The sequence below is a fragment of the Ideonella alba genome, assembly GCF_018069875.1.
Classification (GTDB): domain Bacteria; phylum Pseudomonadota; class Gammaproteobacteria; order Burkholderiales; family Burkholderiaceae_C; genus Ideonella; species Ideonella alba.
This window is the reverse complement of the sequence record NZ_JAGQDF010000013.1, coordinates 138,358-152,431: the sequence shown is the minus strand read 5'-3', so window position 1 is coordinate 152,431 and position 14,074 is coordinate 138,358. Positions and strand designations below refer to the sequence as shown.

Below are 14,074 nucleotides of genomic sequence, written 5' to 3'. Positions count from 1 at the left end.
GGAGCCGCCATGAAACACACTGCCCTGATCGCCACCCTGCTCTGTGCGCTGGCCGGCCCGGTGCCTGCCGCCCTGCCCTCGGGCCCGGGCGCCGTGGCCTGGCTCAGCGCCGAGGCCGACGCCGACATCGAGCGCGCCTTCGCCCAGGCCCGCGAGCAGCGCAAGCCGGTGCTGCTGTACTGGGGCGCGGTGTGGTGCCCGCCCTGCAACCACCTGAAGTCCACGCTGTTCAACCGCCAGGACTTCATCGAGCGCAGCAAGTCGGTGGTGCCGGTCTATCTGGACGGCGACGCGCCCGGCGCGCAGAAGCTGGCCAGCCGCTTCAAGGTGCGCGGCTACCCGACGATGATCCTGATGGACGCCCAGGGCCAGGAGCTCACCCGCCTGCCTGGCGAGATTGACGCGCCGCAGGTGCTGCGCGTGCTGCAGCTGGGCCTGTCGGGCGGACGGCCGGTGTCGGCGGTGCTGGCCGATGCGCGCGCCGGCAAGCCGCTCAAGCCCGCCGAGTGGCAGCTGCTGGCCTTCTACAGCTGGGACACCGACGAGGACCGCCTGGTGCCCGAAGCCGAGCGCCCCGGCCTGCTGGCCCAGCTGGCTGCCGCCTGCCCGAAGACCGAGCGTGACAGCGCCGAGCGCCTGCTGCTGCGCGCGCTGGCCGCCAGCAACGAGCAGCGCGGTCTGCGCGCCGATGCCGCCACCCGCCAGCGGGTGCAGGCGCTGATGGGCCAGCCGGCCCGCGCCCGCGCGCTGATGGACGTGCTGGTCAACTACCCGGCCGAGCTGGCCGCGGCCGCCGCCCCGGTGGCCGGCGCCGACCGCGATGCGCTGGTGGCCGCCTACGACCGCGCGCTCCAGGCCCTGCAGGCCGACGCCACGCTGTCGCGCGCCGACCGCCTGAGCGCGCTGATCGCCCGCATCGACCTGCAGCGCCTGGGCCAGCCCAAGGACACCAAGGCACCCACCCTGCCCGCAACACTGAAGCAGCAGATGCGCGACATGGCCGCGCTGTTCGACCGCGACGTCAAGGACGGCAACGAGCGCCAGACCGTGATCACCGCCGCCGCCCATGGCCTGGCCCGCGCCGGCCTGTGGGCCGACAGCGACGCGCTGCTGAAGGCCAACCTGGCGAAGAGCCACTCGCCCTACTACCTGATGAGCCAGCTGGCCAGCAACGCACGCCAGCAGGGGCGCACGGCCGAGGCGGTGGACTGGTCAGGCCAGGCCTTCGAGCGCGCCAGCGGCGGCGCCACCCGGCTGCAATGGGGCGCCGCCTATGTCAGCACGCTGGTCGATCTGGCGCCGCAGGACAGCGCGCGCATCGAGGCCGCGGCCGCGGCGATGCTGAAGGAAGCCGCCGGCCAGAATGCCGCCTTCCACGAGCGTAGTGCGCGCTCACTGCAGCGCATGTCCAGCAAGCTCGCCAGCTGGAATGCCGACGGCAGCCACGCCGCCGTGATCGGGCGCTTGCGCGGCCAGCTCGGGCCGGTGTGCCAGGCCCTGCCGGCCGCCGATGCGCAGCGCGCCACCTGTGACGCGCTGCTGAAAGGCTGACGCCGTCAGCGAGCGCTTACTTGATCAGGCCTTCGGCCTGCATCGCCGCCTGCACCGCCGGGCGGGCCGACACGCGGGCCCGGAAGGCCGCCAGGTTCGGCAGATCGCTGATGTCGATGCCGGTGGGCGCGGTCCAGTTGCTGACCACGAACAGGTAGCTGTCGGCGATCGTGAAGGTGTCGCCGGTCAGGTAGTCGCGGCCGGCCAGCTGGCTGTCGACCCAGGCCAGGCGCTCCTTCAGGCGGCCGGCGAAGACGGGCTTGGCCTCGGCCGGCACGGCCGGGTTGAACAGCGGCGAGAAGCCCTTGTGCAGTTCGCTGGTGACGAAGTTCAGCCACTCCAGCACGCGGTAGCGCGCCATCGTGCCGGCGGGCGGCACCAGGCCGCTGGCCGGGGCCAGGTCGGCGATGTACTGCTGGATCACCGGGCCTTCGCTGAGGCGCTCGCCGTTGTCCAGCTCCAGCAGCGGCACCTGGCCCTTGGGGTTGATCGCCAGGTAGTCGCTGCCGTCGGCCAGCTTCTTGGTCTTGGTGCTGGCCAGCACCAGGTCGAAGGGCAGACCGGTCTCGCGCAGCGCGATGTGCGGAGCGAGCGAGCAGGCGCCGGGGCTGTAGAAGAGCTTCATCGGAGGGGTTCCATCAGTGGTCAGGGGGGCCGATGCTGCCAGCAAGCACCCCCCGCTCGCAAGGCCTGCGTGCCCCGACTGGCGCACACGGCTGTGGTGCGGCCACCCAACGGAAGTGTGTCATCGGGGCGCTGCGGTGGTCGGCGCCTCAGGCTCGGTATACATTCGCAGTTTCTGGGGAGCCAGGTCCACGGCGTCGCCGCAGAGCGGCCCGGGACTCGGTGGCGCGGTCCGGCTCGGCCGCGCGGTCATGCGATGGTCGATGGGCGCAACATGACGAGGAGTCGGCACCAGGTGCCGGTCAGCACGGGGGCGGCCCCAGGCGGGTCTGCCGCCAGCCTGTCAGCGCCCACTCGGCGAGGGCGGCCGCTCCAGGCCGTCGTCGCGCCGACGCCGCGCCCGCGACGGCGGCGCCTGGGTGCCGTCGGCGCGCAGCCGACGCAGCGCCTTCAGGATCGTCGCCTGCCAGGGCAGCGCATGGACGATGGCATTCAGGTGCGCCGCGGCGCGGCTGGCATGGATCGGCTCGCGCTCCTGCAGGAAGCACAGGTTCGAGTTGATGCCCAGCGGGTCGGCCAGCACGACGATGCCGTCGTCGATCAGCGCCCAGTCCCAGCCCAGCCGCACCATCGGACCGGCCTCGATCGACTGCCAGGTGGTGTAGCCGACCTCGCGGGCGCGGGGCAGCTCAGGCTCGTCCACCGTGGTGTGCAGGTGGCGGAATCGGGTGGGGGGGACGTGGCAGGTGGGCCATTCGACCTGCGGCAATGCCAGGGTGCTCCAACGGTACATGGTTCCTTCCTGGGCCGGTTTGTCCGGCGCGATGTGTCGTGCCGTCATTGTCTGGAGCGTGCTGGTGGGGTCAACCTGCCTGGGTTGATAGGGCTGACCCGGAGGGCGTCATGGTGATCGCCACCGAGTACCTGGACGCCCGCGACGCCGCCAGCCTGGTCGACCTGGAAGGCGCGCTGATCCGCTTCGCCCAGCGGCGCGACTTCGCCACCGTCAGCGCGGTGGTGGTGGTGGACCAGCCCGACGGCGACGCCACCTTCGTCTCGGTGGGCAACATTCCCGAGGCCTTCTATGCCGCGCACAAGAACCGCGACAACTCGCGCCGCGACCCGGTGCTGCAGGCGGTCAAGCACCAGACGCTGCCGGTGGTCTGGGACCAGAACACCTATGTGAAGGCAGGCGCGTCCGACCTCTGGGAGGAGCAGGCGCCCTTCGGCTTCCACCAGGGCATCGGCCTGGCCATGCATGCCGGCGGCCTGCATTACCTGCTGGGTGTGAACGGTCCGGGTCGGCTGCCCGACAGCGTGGACACGCTGACCTCGCTGGTGGCCGAGCTGCAGCTGATGGCGGTCTACAGCCATGACGCCGCGCTGCGCCTGATCCGCGTGCCCGAGCCCGAGGAGGACTCGGTCAGCCTGACCGCGCGCGAGCGCGACGTGCTGACCTGGACGCTCGAGGACAAGAGCGCCTGGGTGGTGGGCAAGCTGCTCAGCATCAGCGAGCACACGGTGGCCTTCCACCTGAAGAACGCGATGCGCAAGCTGGGCTGCGCCACCAAGCATTCGGCCGCCGCCAAGGCGGTCCGACTGGGCCTGATCACCCCGCCTAGACGATAGGCGCCAACTTGTCAAGCTGCCACGGCGCGTAGCTGCCCGCAGGGTGGGCTCGCTGGTGCAATGACGTCATTCCAGATCGGATTGCCGTCCAGACACCAGGAGTCGAGCCATGAACCCAATCGCTGTCATCGCGTCGCAACGTGACTTCCCCCGCACCGGCGGTTGGTGAGTCGCGCCAGTGCGCGTCCTATATCTACAAGCAGTGGTGAGGTCGTCGTTGGGACACCCCGCCGAACAAGGCGACGAGACGGAGGCGCACATGGATGCCACGCCCGTTCGCTGACAACGAGATCCCTCCACAGCCCGCGCGGCCTCGCGCCTGACGGGCTGAGCTTGGACCCGGCAGGCCTTGCGCCTTCCGGGTCGTTTTTCTTGGGGCGGTGTCAGTCCTTCTTCATCGGGCAGGTGCTCATGCCCAGCAGCGGGTAGGCCGGGCAGAAGCGGGTCAGCCCGGTCAGCAGGGGCACGACGCCAATCCAGCCCCAGACACCGATCTGGCCAGCCAGCGTGAGGCCGATCAGCACCAGGCCGACGAGGATGCGGGCGATGCGGTCGATGCCGCCGACGTTTGCAGTCATGGTGAATTCCTTCCAGCGTTGATCAAGGCCCTGTGCCGGGCCAGGCCTGCGCATGGTGCTCGCGCCGGGGCGATTCGTCTGTGACCGCCGTCACTCAGCGCTCTGGCCGGCCGCCAGGCGGCGCAGCGCCGGGGCGTCGAGCAGCTCGATGCGCTCGCGGCCCAGGCTGAGCCAGCCGGCGCGCTCGAAGCGCTTGAGCAACCGGGTGACGATCTCGCGCACCGTGCCCAGCTCGTCAGCCAGCGTCTGGTGGGTGACCAGCAGCGGGCTGCCATGGCCGAGCAGCGCGGCCGCCAGGCGCTGGTCCAGGCGCTGGAAGGCCACCGCCTCGGCCAGGCCCATCAGGTCGGCCAGGCGGTCGCCGAAGACGCCGAAGACAAAGCGCCGGAAGCCCGGATCGACCACCCAGAACTCGAACCCCGCGCGGCTGAGCACGACCAGCTCGGTGGGCTGCGTGGCGCTGCCGTGCGCCACCAGCGGGCTCTGGCCGAACAGCCCGGCGGTCGAGGCCACGCACAGCTCGCCCGGGGTCACCCGGTACAGCTCCAGCGAGCGGCCGCCCTGCGAACCACGCGCCACCCGCACCTCGCCGCTGAGCAGCATCGGAAAACCCTGGCAGGGCGCGCCCTCCTCGAACAGCGGCGTGCCCGGCGGCACCGTCAGCACCATGGCCTGCGTGGCCAGCACCTGGTCGCGCAGCTCAGCCGGCAGGGCTGCCACGGCAGGGTAGGCCTGGCCCAACCGGTCGGCGAGGCTGGGGGAAGGCGGGGCGTCGGTCATGCGCAGAGTGTAGAAGCGCCACCGGCCGCCCTGGTGCGGGCTATGCAGGCGATCAAAACTATCAAATGGTGCTGTTCGATAGTTTTTTCGAGAATGGGCGCCATTGCAGCACAGGAGTGTGTCCATGGCCAAGTCCGCCGCCTTCGGCGTCGTCCACATCGCCACCTCGTTCGGCGTCGGCTACGCGCTGACCGGCAGCCTGGCGCTGGCCGGTGCGATCACGCTGGTCGAGCCACTGGTCAACACCGTGGCCCACTACGGATTCGACAAGGCCTGGGACCGCTGGGCCGCGCCGGGACGCGGCGGTCAGTCCGCCGGACGCGTCTGCGCTTCCAGCCCACTGAGCCAGCGCATCGCCTGCTCGCGGCTGTCGCCGCACATGTCCTCGCACGGCTGCAGCGACGCGCACACCGCGGGCCGCTCCGGTCGGCCGAAGATCCGGCAGCGGTCGGCGTCGTCCAGCTGCACGCAGCGCACGCCCGCCGGCTTGCCCTGCGGCATGCCGGGGATGGGGCTGCTGATCGACGGTGCGATGCAGCAGGCGGCGCAATGGGGTCGACAGTCCATGCGGCGGATTGTCCCTGCCGCCGGGCGGGCGTGCACGCCGGCGGGCCGCCCACTAAAATCACGGGTCCCCCTGACGCCGGAGACGCTGCGCGCGCGACGCCGCAGCCGCCGGCCCCTGCCCGCCCATGATCTACCCCCAGGAATTCGACGTCATCGTCGTCGGTGGCGGCCACGCCGGCACCGAGGCCGCGCTGGCCGCCGCCCGCATGGGCGCGGCCACGCTGCTGCTGAGCCACAACATCGAGACGCTGGGCCAGATGAGCTGCAACCCGTCGATCGGCGGCATCGGCAAGGGCCACCTCGTCAAGGAGGTCGATGCGCTGGGCGGCGCGATGGCACTGGCCACCGATGAAGGCGGCATCCAGTTCCGCATCCTCAATGGCAGCAAGGGCCCGGCGGTGCGCGCCACCCGCGCCCAGGCCGACCGCATCCTGTACAAGGCCGCGATCCGCCGCCGCCTGGAGAACCAGCCGAACCTGACGATCTTCCAGCAGGCGGTGGACGACCTCGTGGTCGACGGCGACCGCGTCACCGGCGCCGTCACCCAGCTGGGCATCACCTTCCGCGGCCGCGCGGTGGTGCTGACCGCCGGCACCTTCCTGGACGGCAAGATCCATGTGGGCCTGGCCCACCATGCCGGTGGCCGCGCCGGCGACCCGCCCGCCCAGCGCCTGTCGGCCCGGCTGAAGGAGCTGAAGCTGCCGCAGGGCCGGCTGAAGACCGGCACGCCGCCGCGCATCGACGGCCGCACGATCGACTTCACCCGCCTGACCGAGCAGCCCGGTGATGGCGTGCCGCTGGTGGGCCGCTGGGGCGAGTCAGCACCCACCGGCCCCGAGGTGCCGGTGTTCAGCTTCCTGGGCTCGGCCGCCATGCACCCGCGCCAGCTGCCCTGCTGGATCACCCACACCAACGAGCGCACGCACGCCATCATCCGCTCGGGCTTCGACCGCAGCCCGATGTTCACCGGCATCATCGAGGGCGTGGGGCCGCGCTACTGCCCCAGCATCGAGGACAAGATCAACCGCTTCGCCGACAAGGACAGCCACCAGATCTTCCTCGAACCCGAGGGCCTGACGACCAACGAGTTCTACCCCAACGGCATCTCCACCTCGCTGCCCTTCGACATCCAGCTGGCCGCGGTGCGCTCGATGACCGGCCTGGAGAACGCCCACATCCTGCGCCCCGGCTACGCGATCGAGTACGACTACTTCGACCCGCGCGAGCTGAGCAGCACGTTCGAGACCCGCGCGATCCGCGGCCTGTTCTTCGCCGGCCAGATCAACGGCACCACCGGCTACGAGGAGGCCGCCGCCCAGGGCCTGTTCGCCGGTGCCAATGCCGCTGCCCAGGTGCTGGGCCGGCCCGCGCTGAGCCTGCGCCGCGACCAGGCCTACCTGGGCGTGCTGGTTGATGACCTGGTGACCAAGGGCGTGTCCGAGCCCTACCGCATGTTCACCAGCCGCGCCGAGTTCCGGCTGCAGCTGCGCGAGGACAACGCCGATGCCCGCCTGACCGAGGTGGGCCGCTCGCTGGGCCTGGTGGATGACGTCCGCTGGGACGCCTTCAACCGCAAGCGCGACGCTGTTTCACGTGAAACCGAACGCCTGAAGTCCACCTGGGTCCACCCCGGCATCTTCCCGGCCGAAGCCGCCGAGCCGCTGCTGGGCAAGGCGATCGAGCGCGAGTACAACCTGGCCGACCTGCTGCGCCGACCCGGCATCAGCTTCGACACCCTGGCCGCGATCGCCGCCACCGCCCGCCCGGACGCCGGTGTTTCACGTGAAACCTTGCGCGCAGAGCTGGGCGAGCTGCTGGCCGACACCGTGGTCGAGCAGGTGGAGATCGGCATCAAGTACGCCGGCTACATCGACAAGCAGCAGGAGGAAGTCGAGCGCGCCCAGGCCTATGAGCACCTGACGCTGCCACCCGAACTGGACTACAGCCAGGTCACCGCCCTCAGCCACGAAGTGCGCCAGAAGCTGGCCCGCCAGAAGCCCCAGACCCTGGGCCAGGCCGCCCGGATCTCCGGCGTGACGCCGGCGGCGATCTCACTGCTGCTGGTCCACCTGAAGAAGAAGCGCTTCAAGGGCTTCGACGGCCAAGCCACCGCCACCCCGGAAACCACACCACCGTGAGCCACCCGCACGCCGCCGCGCTGGCGCGTGGCATCACCGCCCTGGGCCTGACACTGCCCGACGGCGCTGAAGCCCAGCTGCTCGCCTACCTGGACCTGATCGCCCGCTGGAACCAGGTCTACAACCTGACCGCCGTGCGCGATCCCGCGCAGATGCTGACCCAGCACCTGCTGGACTGCCTGGCCGTGGTGCAGCCGCTGCGCCAGCAGGCCGCCGCCCTGGGCCACGCCGATGATCTGCGCCTGCTCGACGTGGGCAGCGGCGCCGGCTTGCCCGGCGTGGTGCTGGCCATCGCCAACCCCGGCTGGTCGGTCACCTGTGTCGACACCGTCGCCAAGAAAGCCACGTTCATCCGCCAGGTGGGTGCCGAGCTGGGCCTGCGCCAGCTGCAGGCGGTGCACCAACGGGTCGAGGCCATGAGCAGCGCGCCATACACGATGATCACCTCGCGGGCCTTCGCCTCGCTGGTCGACTTCATCACCCTCACCCGCGGCCGCCTCGCGCCCGGCGGCTGCTGGGCCGCGATGAAGGCCCGCCTGACCGAGGACGAGCGCCAGGCCGTGCCGACGGATGTGTCGATGTTCCACGTGGAACGCCTGACGGTGCCCGGGCTGGACGCCGAGCGCTGCATCGTCTGGCTGCGGCCCGCTCACTGACCGCCCACAGGCCGTCCACCCCTGTTCCACGGCCTGCCCACAGGCGGGTCCACAGCTTTGTCCACAGGCCGCTGAAGTATGCTGAGGCCATGGACCTTCCCAGCCTCAGCGGCCCGTTCATGGGCATCGCCGACTACCCGGCCTTCTGCGCGGCCATCGTGCTGTTCCTGGCCCTGCCCGGCCCAGGCACGTTCGCACTCCTGACCAGCACCGCCAAGGGCGGCTTTCGCGCCGGCGCTGCAGCGACCTTCGGCATCATTGCCGGCGACCAGGTGCTGCTGTGGCTGGCCGTGGCCGGCGTGGCCGCCCTGATGGCCGCCTACCCCGCGGTCTTCGACGCCGTGCGCTGGGCCGGCGCCGCCTACCTGGCCTGGATCGGCCTGAAGCTGCTGACCGCCAAGGACGGTGAATCGGCCAGCCCGGTGCGCATCGAGCCGCACCACTACTTCCGCCAGGCGCTGCTGATCACCCTGCTCAACCCCAAGGCCATCGTCTTCTACATGGCCTTCTTCCCGCTCTTCATCGACCCCGCCCAGCACCGCGGCCTGCCCACCTTCGCCGCGATGGCCATCACCATCGCCCTCATCACGGCGGTGTACTGCCTGCTGCTGTGCGCCTTCGCCCAGGCCGTGGCCGCGCAGGTCCGCGCCCACCGCCGCGTGGCCCGCTGGCTGGAGCGACTGGCCGGCGTGTTCCTGATCGGGTTTGGCTGGCGGCTGCTCAAGGACTGAATGCTGCCCACAGCGGCCGTTGGCCGCTGTGGGCCAAGGCCCCGAACGTTGGGCTCCCCCCAGCCCCCCTCCAAGAGGGTGGCTCCAGTCAGAACCACAAAAGGTGGTGCGCCAAGCGTGCCAGCGCCACGCCGGCCGGCAGGCCGGCCCGAAGCTCATGCTGGAGCCCCCTTCTTGGAGGGGGGCTGGGGGGAGCTCAACGGAATAGGGCTCTGCCCACAGCGGCCTGCGGCCGCTGTGGGCAGAAATCAGACACCCCGTCCCAGACTCCAGCGACAATCGCCCCGCCCCTACGCGCCCATCCCAGCCCACCATGTCCCGCATCTTCTGCATCGCCAACCAGAAAGGCGGCGTCGGCAAGACGACCACCTGCGTCAACCTGGCCGCCGGCCTGGCCAAGGTGGGGCAGCGCGTGCTGCTGGTCGACCTGGATCCGCAGGGCAATGCCACGATGGGCTCCGGCGTGGACAAGCGCAGTTTGGAGATGAGCGTCTACGACGTGCTGCTGGAAAGCGCCAGCGTCGCCGAGGCCCGTGCGCGCGCCGAGAAGGCGGGCTACGACGTGCTGGGCGCCAACCGCGAGCTGGCCGGCGCCGAGGTGGAGCTGGTCCCCCTGGAGCACCGCAACGAACGCCTGCGCCGCGCGCTGAAGGCCGCCGAGGCCGACTACGACTTCGTGCTGATCGACTGCCCGCCGTCACTGAGCCTGCTCACCCTCAACGGCCTGTGCAGCGCCCATGGGGTGATCGTGCCGATGCAGTGCGAGTACTTCGCGCTGGAAGGCCTGACCGACCTGGTCAACACCATCAAGCAGGTCCACGCCAACCTCAACCGCGACCTGCAGCTGATCGGCCTGCTGCGCGTGATGTTCGACCCCCGCATCACGCTGCAGACCCAGGTCAGCGACCAGCTCAAGTCGCACTTCGGCGACAAGGTTTTCAACACCGTCATCCCGCGCAATGTGCGCCTGGCCGAGGCGCCCAGCTACGGCCTGCCGGGCGTGGTGTTCGATCCGGCGTCCAAGGGCGCCCTGGCGTTTGTCGAATTCGCGCGCGAGATGGTGCAGCGGGTGAACGCCTGAGCCGGCGCTAGACTCCCGCTCAGCCGGTCCACCGGCCGGGCCGCCCGCGCGTTGTGGGCGCTCACACCAACGCGCTTCCAGGGAGTCTGTCGATGTCCGTTCCTCACTTCGGGGCGCTGCGCCGCGCCGCCGCCGCGCTGTCCTGCCTGCTGCTGGCCGCCGCGCCGGCCTGGTCCGCCACCTCCAGCTACGCGGACGTGCCCGGCAGCGCTGATCACCCGCTGGTCAAGCGCTTCGCCGGCTCCACCCTGGTGGGCATCAAGAAGGCCGACTGGGACCAGGCGCTGCTGCCGCTGTCGGCACGTGAAAGCGAGGACGGTCGCTCCAGGCTGCTCGACACCCGCACCGTCGAGGGCAAGCTCACCCGCCTGGTCTACCTGGCGCCGCTGGGCAAGACCCCGCTCGAAGTACATCGCAACTACGAGGCCGCGCTGCAGGCCGCCGGCCTGAAGAAGCTTTACGCCTGCGACCGCGACTGCAGCAAACTCTACTTCTCGTGGACCAAGACCGCCGACATCGACGCCGGCATGACCTGGTCCAAGGGCTCGATCGCCAGCGTCAACAGCGGCACCTACAACGTGTCCTCGCCGCTGCATTACGACGGCCGCATGCTGGTGGGCAGCCTGAACCAGGGCGGCCGGGAGGTGTATGTGCTCACCTACACCTCCAGCGCCGTGGGCGACGACACCCGCACCACCGCCACCTACCTGGAGATCGTCGAACCCAAGGCCATGCCCACCGGCCAGGTCGCGGTCGACGCCAAGGCACTGCAGGCCGGCCTGCAGAGCGACGGCAAGATCGCGCTGTACGGCCTGTTCTTTGACACCGGCAAGGCCGACATCAAGCCCGAGTCCAAGGCCCAGCTCGACGAGATGGCCAAGCTGCTGCAGGCCCAGCCGGCGCTGAAGGTCTACATCGTCGGCCACACCGACAACCAGGGCGCGCTGGACGCCAACCTGGCGCTGTCGCAGCAGCGCGCGCAGGCGGTGGTGGCCGCCCTGGGCGCGGCCCCCTACAAGGTCGATGCCCGCCGCCTGCAGCCGCGCGGCGTGGCCAGCCTGGCGCCGCTGGCCAGCAACGCGGCCGAGGACGGCCGCGCGCGCAACCGCCGGGTCGAGCTGGTGCTGCAATAAGGCCGGGGCGTCGCGGGCCTCACAGGCCCAGCGACTCCTCGCAGCCCAGGTGCACGTTCATCGCCTGCACCGCGGCGCCGCTGGCGCCCTTGCCCAGGTTGTCCAGCCGCGCCATCACCACCGCCTGGGTGTCGTTGGCGAAGACGAACAGGTCCACGCGGTTGGTGTCGTTGCAGGCCTGCACGTCGAAGAAGCCGCCGGCCAAGGTGTCCGGGTCCGAGAGCGGCATCACGCGGATGAAGCGCTCGCCGGCGTAGTACTCGGCCAGCGCCTGCTGCAGCTGCGCACCGGTCGTGCCCGGCTTCAACATCGACAGATGCAAGGGCACACTCACCGCCAGACCCTTGTAGAAGCTGGCAACGATCGGCATGAACACCGGCGGCCTCGCCAGCCCGGTGTGGGCCTTCATCTCGGGCAGGTGCTTGTGCGCCAGCGCCAGCGCATAGGGGCGAGGCGCCGTCAGCGCCGCATCGCCACCCGCCTCGTACTGGGCGATCATGCTCTTGCCGCCGCCCGAGTAGCCGGTGATCGACGTGGCCGTGACCGGCGCATCGGCCGGCAGCAGCCCGGCCTGCACCAGCGGCCGCACCGCCAGCACGAAGGCGCTGGCGTGGCAGCCGGGGTTGGCGATGCGCTTGCCGGCGCGGATCGCGTCGCGCTGGCCCGGCGCCAGCTCGGGCATGCCGTAGGTCCAGCCTGGCACCGTGCGGTGGGCGGTGCTGGCGTCGATCAGGCAGGTCTTGGGGTTGGTGACCATCGCGGCCGCCTCGCGCGAGGCGGCATCGGGCAGGCACAGGAAGGTGATGTCCGAGGCATTGATCAGGCGCGCCCGCTCGGCCGCGTCCTTGCGCTTGTCGGCATCGATCTTCAGCACCTCCAGGTCCGCACGGCCCGCGAGGTACTCGTGGATCCGCAAGCCCGTCGTGCCTTCCTGGCCATCCACGAACACCTTGAACGTCATGTCGATCTGCCCCACGCGCACAAGCGGTGCGCAAGAATCCGAAGAACCGCTGATACTACGGTAGAAACCCACCCCATGAACACATCGCCCCGCATCCTGCTGTTGCCCGGTTGGCAGGACTCCGGTCCCACGCACTGGCAGAGCCGCTGGGAAGCGCTGCACGGCGACCTCCGCGTGCAGCAGCACGACTGGCTGTGGCCCAAGCGCGGCGACTGGATGATGCAGCTCGAAGAAGCCCTGCTGGCCGACGAGCGCCCCGCGGTGCTGGTGGCCCACAGCCTGGGCTGCCAGCTGGTGGCCGCCTGGGCCGCGCACAGCCGCCACAGCGCCCGGGTGGCCGGCGCGCTGCTGGTGGCACCGCCTGATATCGAACGCGCCGATGCGCCGCCGCAGATCGCTGGCTGGGCACCGATCATCCGCCGCGCGCTGCCCTTCCCGGCCATCGCGGTGATCAGCAGCGACGACCCCTACTGCAGCAGCGAGCGCGCGCATGAAATGGCTGCCGACTGGGGCGCCGCTGCGCTGGAGATCGGCCCGCTGGGCCACATCAACGGTGACTCCGGCCTGGGCGACTGGGCCGAAGGCCGCGCGCTGCTGCGCAGCCTGACCGAGCCGGTCGACGACGACGACGACTGATCGCCGACAATCCGGGAATGAACCCACCCCAAGCTCACTCCGTTCGCGGCCCCCGAGGGGCGCGTCAGCGCCTACGGGCGGCCGGGCGACGCTGACATGGCAACCAAGAAACCCAAGGGCCTGGGCATGGGCCTGGAGGCCCTGCTGGGCCCCAAGGTCGGCGACGGCCCCAAGCCCGCCGAAACGCGCGATGGCGCGCCGGCCACGCTGGCGGTGGCACAGCTGCAGGCCGGCAAGTACCAGCCGCGCACGCGCATGGACGAGGGCTCGCTCTACGAGCTGGCCGAGTCCATCCGCAGCCAGGGCATCATGCAGCCGATCCTGGTGCGCCCGGTGGGCGACCCGGTGCTCGCGCGCTACGAGATCATCGCCGGCGAGCGGCGCTTCCGTGCCGCCCAGCTGGCCGGCCTGAGCGAGGTGCCGGTGCTGGTCAAGCCCGTGCCGGACGAGGCCGCGGCGGTGATGGCGCTGATCGAGAACATCCAGCGCGAGGACCTGAACCCGCTGGAAGAAGCCCAGGGCCTGAAGCGACTGGTCGACGAGTTCGGCCTGACGCACGAACAGGCCGCGCAGAGCGTGGGCCGCTCGCGCAGCGCCGCCAGCAACCTGCTGCGTCTGCTCAACCTGGCTGATCCGGTGCAGAAGCTGCTGATGGCCGGTGATCTGGACATGGGCCACGCCCGCGCGCTGCTGGCCCTGCCTGGCGCACAGCAGGTGCTGTCGGCCAACGAGATCGTCGCCAAGAAGCTGTCGGTGCGCGACGCCGAGAAGCTGGTCCAGCACGCCCTGAACCCCGGCCGCCAGACGCCGCTGCTGCGCGTCAAGCAGCAGAAGTCGCGCGACATCCTGCGGCTCGAGGAACGCCTCGCCGACCGCCTCACCGCCGAGGTCGAGATCCGCGTGCAGAAGAAGACCAAGCGCGGCGAGCAGGGCGAGATCGCAATCCGCTTCTCGTCGATCGACGAGCTCAACGGCCTGCTGGACAAACTCGGCGCGCTGGACGAGTGAG

Annotated in this window: 15 protein-coding genes and 1 pseudogene; 10 read left to right on the top strand and 6 right to left on the bottom strand. The window is 70.6% G+C overall.

Features of this window, described 5'->3' with window-relative positions:
• Positions 1-9: 9 nt before the first annotated feature.
• Complete coding sequence (locus tag KAK07_RS20280; RefSeq protein ID WP_210862885.1) at positions 10-1,551, top strand: thioredoxin family protein; 1,542 nt, start codon at positions 10-12, stop codon at positions 1,549-1,551.
• A 16-nt stretch (positions 1,552-1,567) separates the two neighbouring features.
• On the opposite strand, the gene gstA is transcribed toward KAK07_RS20280, so the two are convergent.
• A complete protein-coding gene (gene gstA, locus KAK07_RS20275; RefSeq protein ID WP_210862883.1) occupies positions 1,568-2,176 on the bottom strand; it encodes a glutathione transferase GstA in 609 nt (202 codons plus the stop codon).
• Between the two features lie 342 nt (positions 2,177-2,518).
• Positions 2,519-2,968 (bottom strand): DUF4902 domain-containing protein, encoded by a 450-nt coding sequence (locus tag KAK07_RS20270; RefSeq protein WP_210862881.1) that lies wholly within the window; start codon positions 2,966-2,968, stop codon positions 2,519-2,521.
• A gap of 110 nt (positions 2,969-3,078) precedes the next feature.
• On the opposite strand from KAK07_RS20270, the gene KAK07_RS20265 reads away from it, so the two are divergent.
• A complete protein-coding gene (locus tag KAK07_RS20265; protein ID WP_210862879.1) occupies positions 3,079-3,804 on the top strand; it encodes a helix-turn-helix transcriptional regulator in 726 nt (241 codons plus the stop codon).
• A gap of 383 nt (positions 3,805-4,187) precedes the next feature.
• Here the strand turns inward: KAK07_RS20265 and KAK07_RS20260 are convergent, their stop codons facing one another.
• Positions 4,188-4,382: a YgaP family membrane protein gene (locus KAK07_RS20260; protein ID WP_210862877.1), complete on the bottom strand. Its 195-nt coding sequence runs from the start codon at positions 4,380-4,382 to the stop codon at positions 4,188-4,190.
• A gap of 90 nt (positions 4,383-4,472) precedes the next feature.
• Positions 4,473-5,162, bottom strand: coding sequence for a Crp/Fnr family transcriptional regulator (locus tag KAK07_RS20255; RefSeq protein ID WP_210862876.1), 690 nt, complete (start codon positions 5,160-5,162; stop codon positions 4,473-4,475).
• A 124-nt stretch (positions 5,163-5,286) separates the two neighbouring features.
• Between KAK07_RS20255 and KAK07_RS20250 the strand changes: the two are divergent.
• Positions 5,287-5,430 (top strand): annotated as a pseudogene (locus KAK07_RS20250) (DUF2061 domain-containing protein); the annotation flags it as partial.
• Between the two features lie 38 nt (positions 5,431-5,468).
• On the opposite strand, the gene KAK07_RS20245 reads toward KAK07_RS20250, so the two are convergent.
• Positions 5,469-5,729 (bottom strand): YkgJ family cysteine cluster protein, encoded by a 261-nt coding sequence (locus tag KAK07_RS20245; protein WP_210862874.1) that lies wholly within the window; start codon positions 5,727-5,729, stop codon positions 5,469-5,471.
• Positions 5,730-5,854: 125 nt separating this feature from the next.
• Here KAK07_RS20245 and mnmG point away from each other — a divergent pair, with 125 nt between their 5' ends.
• The 5 genes from mnmG (at position 5,855) to KAK07_RS20220 (ending at position 11,468) form a co-directional block, all read left to right on the top strand.
• Positions 5,855-7,867: a tRNA uridine-5-carboxymethylaminomethyl(34) synthesis enzyme MnmG gene (mnmG, locus tag KAK07_RS20240; protein ID WP_210862872.1), complete on the top strand. Its 2,013-nt coding sequence runs from the start codon at positions 5,855-5,857 to the stop codon at positions 7,865-7,867.
• On the top strand, positions 7,864-8,523 hold the full coding sequence (gene rsmG / locus KAK07_RS20235; protein ID WP_210862870.1) for a 16S rRNA (guanine(527)-N(7))-methyltransferase RsmG: 660 nt from the start codon (positions 7,864-7,866) through the stop codon (positions 8,521-8,523). Before mnmG ends, rsmG begins: the two co-directional genes overlap by 4 nt.
• Before the next feature lie 89 nt (positions 8,524-8,612).
• On the top strand, positions 8,613-9,254 hold the full coding sequence (locus tag KAK07_RS20230; protein ID WP_247664505.1) for a LysE family translocator: 642 nt from the start codon (positions 8,613-8,615) through the stop codon (positions 9,252-9,254).
• A gap of 313 nt (positions 9,255-9,567) precedes the next feature.
• Positions 9,568-10,335, top strand: a complete 768-nt coding sequence (locus KAK07_RS20225; protein ID WP_210855272.1) for a ParA family protein — start codon at positions 9,568-9,570, stop codon at positions 10,333-10,335.
• Positions 10,336-10,427: 92 nt separating this feature from the next.
• Positions 10,428-11,468 carry an OmpA family protein gene (locus KAK07_RS20220; RefSeq protein ID WP_210862868.1) on the top strand — a complete coding sequence of 347 codons (1,041 nt, stop codon included), beginning with the start codon at positions 10,428-10,430 and terminating at the stop codon, positions 11,466-11,468.
• A gap of 19 nt (positions 11,469-11,487) precedes the next feature.
• On the opposite strand, the gene argC is transcribed toward KAK07_RS20220, so the two are convergent.
• A complete protein-coding gene (gene argC / locus KAK07_RS20215) occupies positions 11,488-12,429 on the bottom strand; it encodes an N-acetyl-gamma-glutamyl-phosphate reductase (RefSeq protein ID WP_210862866.1) in 942 nt (313 codons plus the stop codon).
• A 75-nt stretch (positions 12,430-12,504) separates the two neighbouring features.
• Here argC and KAK07_RS20210 point away from each other — a divergent pair, with 75 nt between their 5' ends.
• Positions 12,505-13,065, top strand: a complete 561-nt coding sequence (locus KAK07_RS20210; RefSeq protein ID WP_210862864.1) for an RBBP9/YdeN family alpha/beta hydrolase — start codon at positions 12,505-12,507, stop codon at positions 13,063-13,065.
• Between the two features lie 96 nt (positions 13,066-13,161).
• Positions 13,162-14,073, top strand: a complete 912-nt coding sequence (locus KAK07_RS20205; RefSeq protein WP_210862862.1) for a ParB/RepB/Spo0J family partition protein — start codon at positions 13,162-13,164, stop codon at positions 14,071-14,073.
• The last annotated feature ends 1 nt before the right edge of the window (position 14,074 follow it).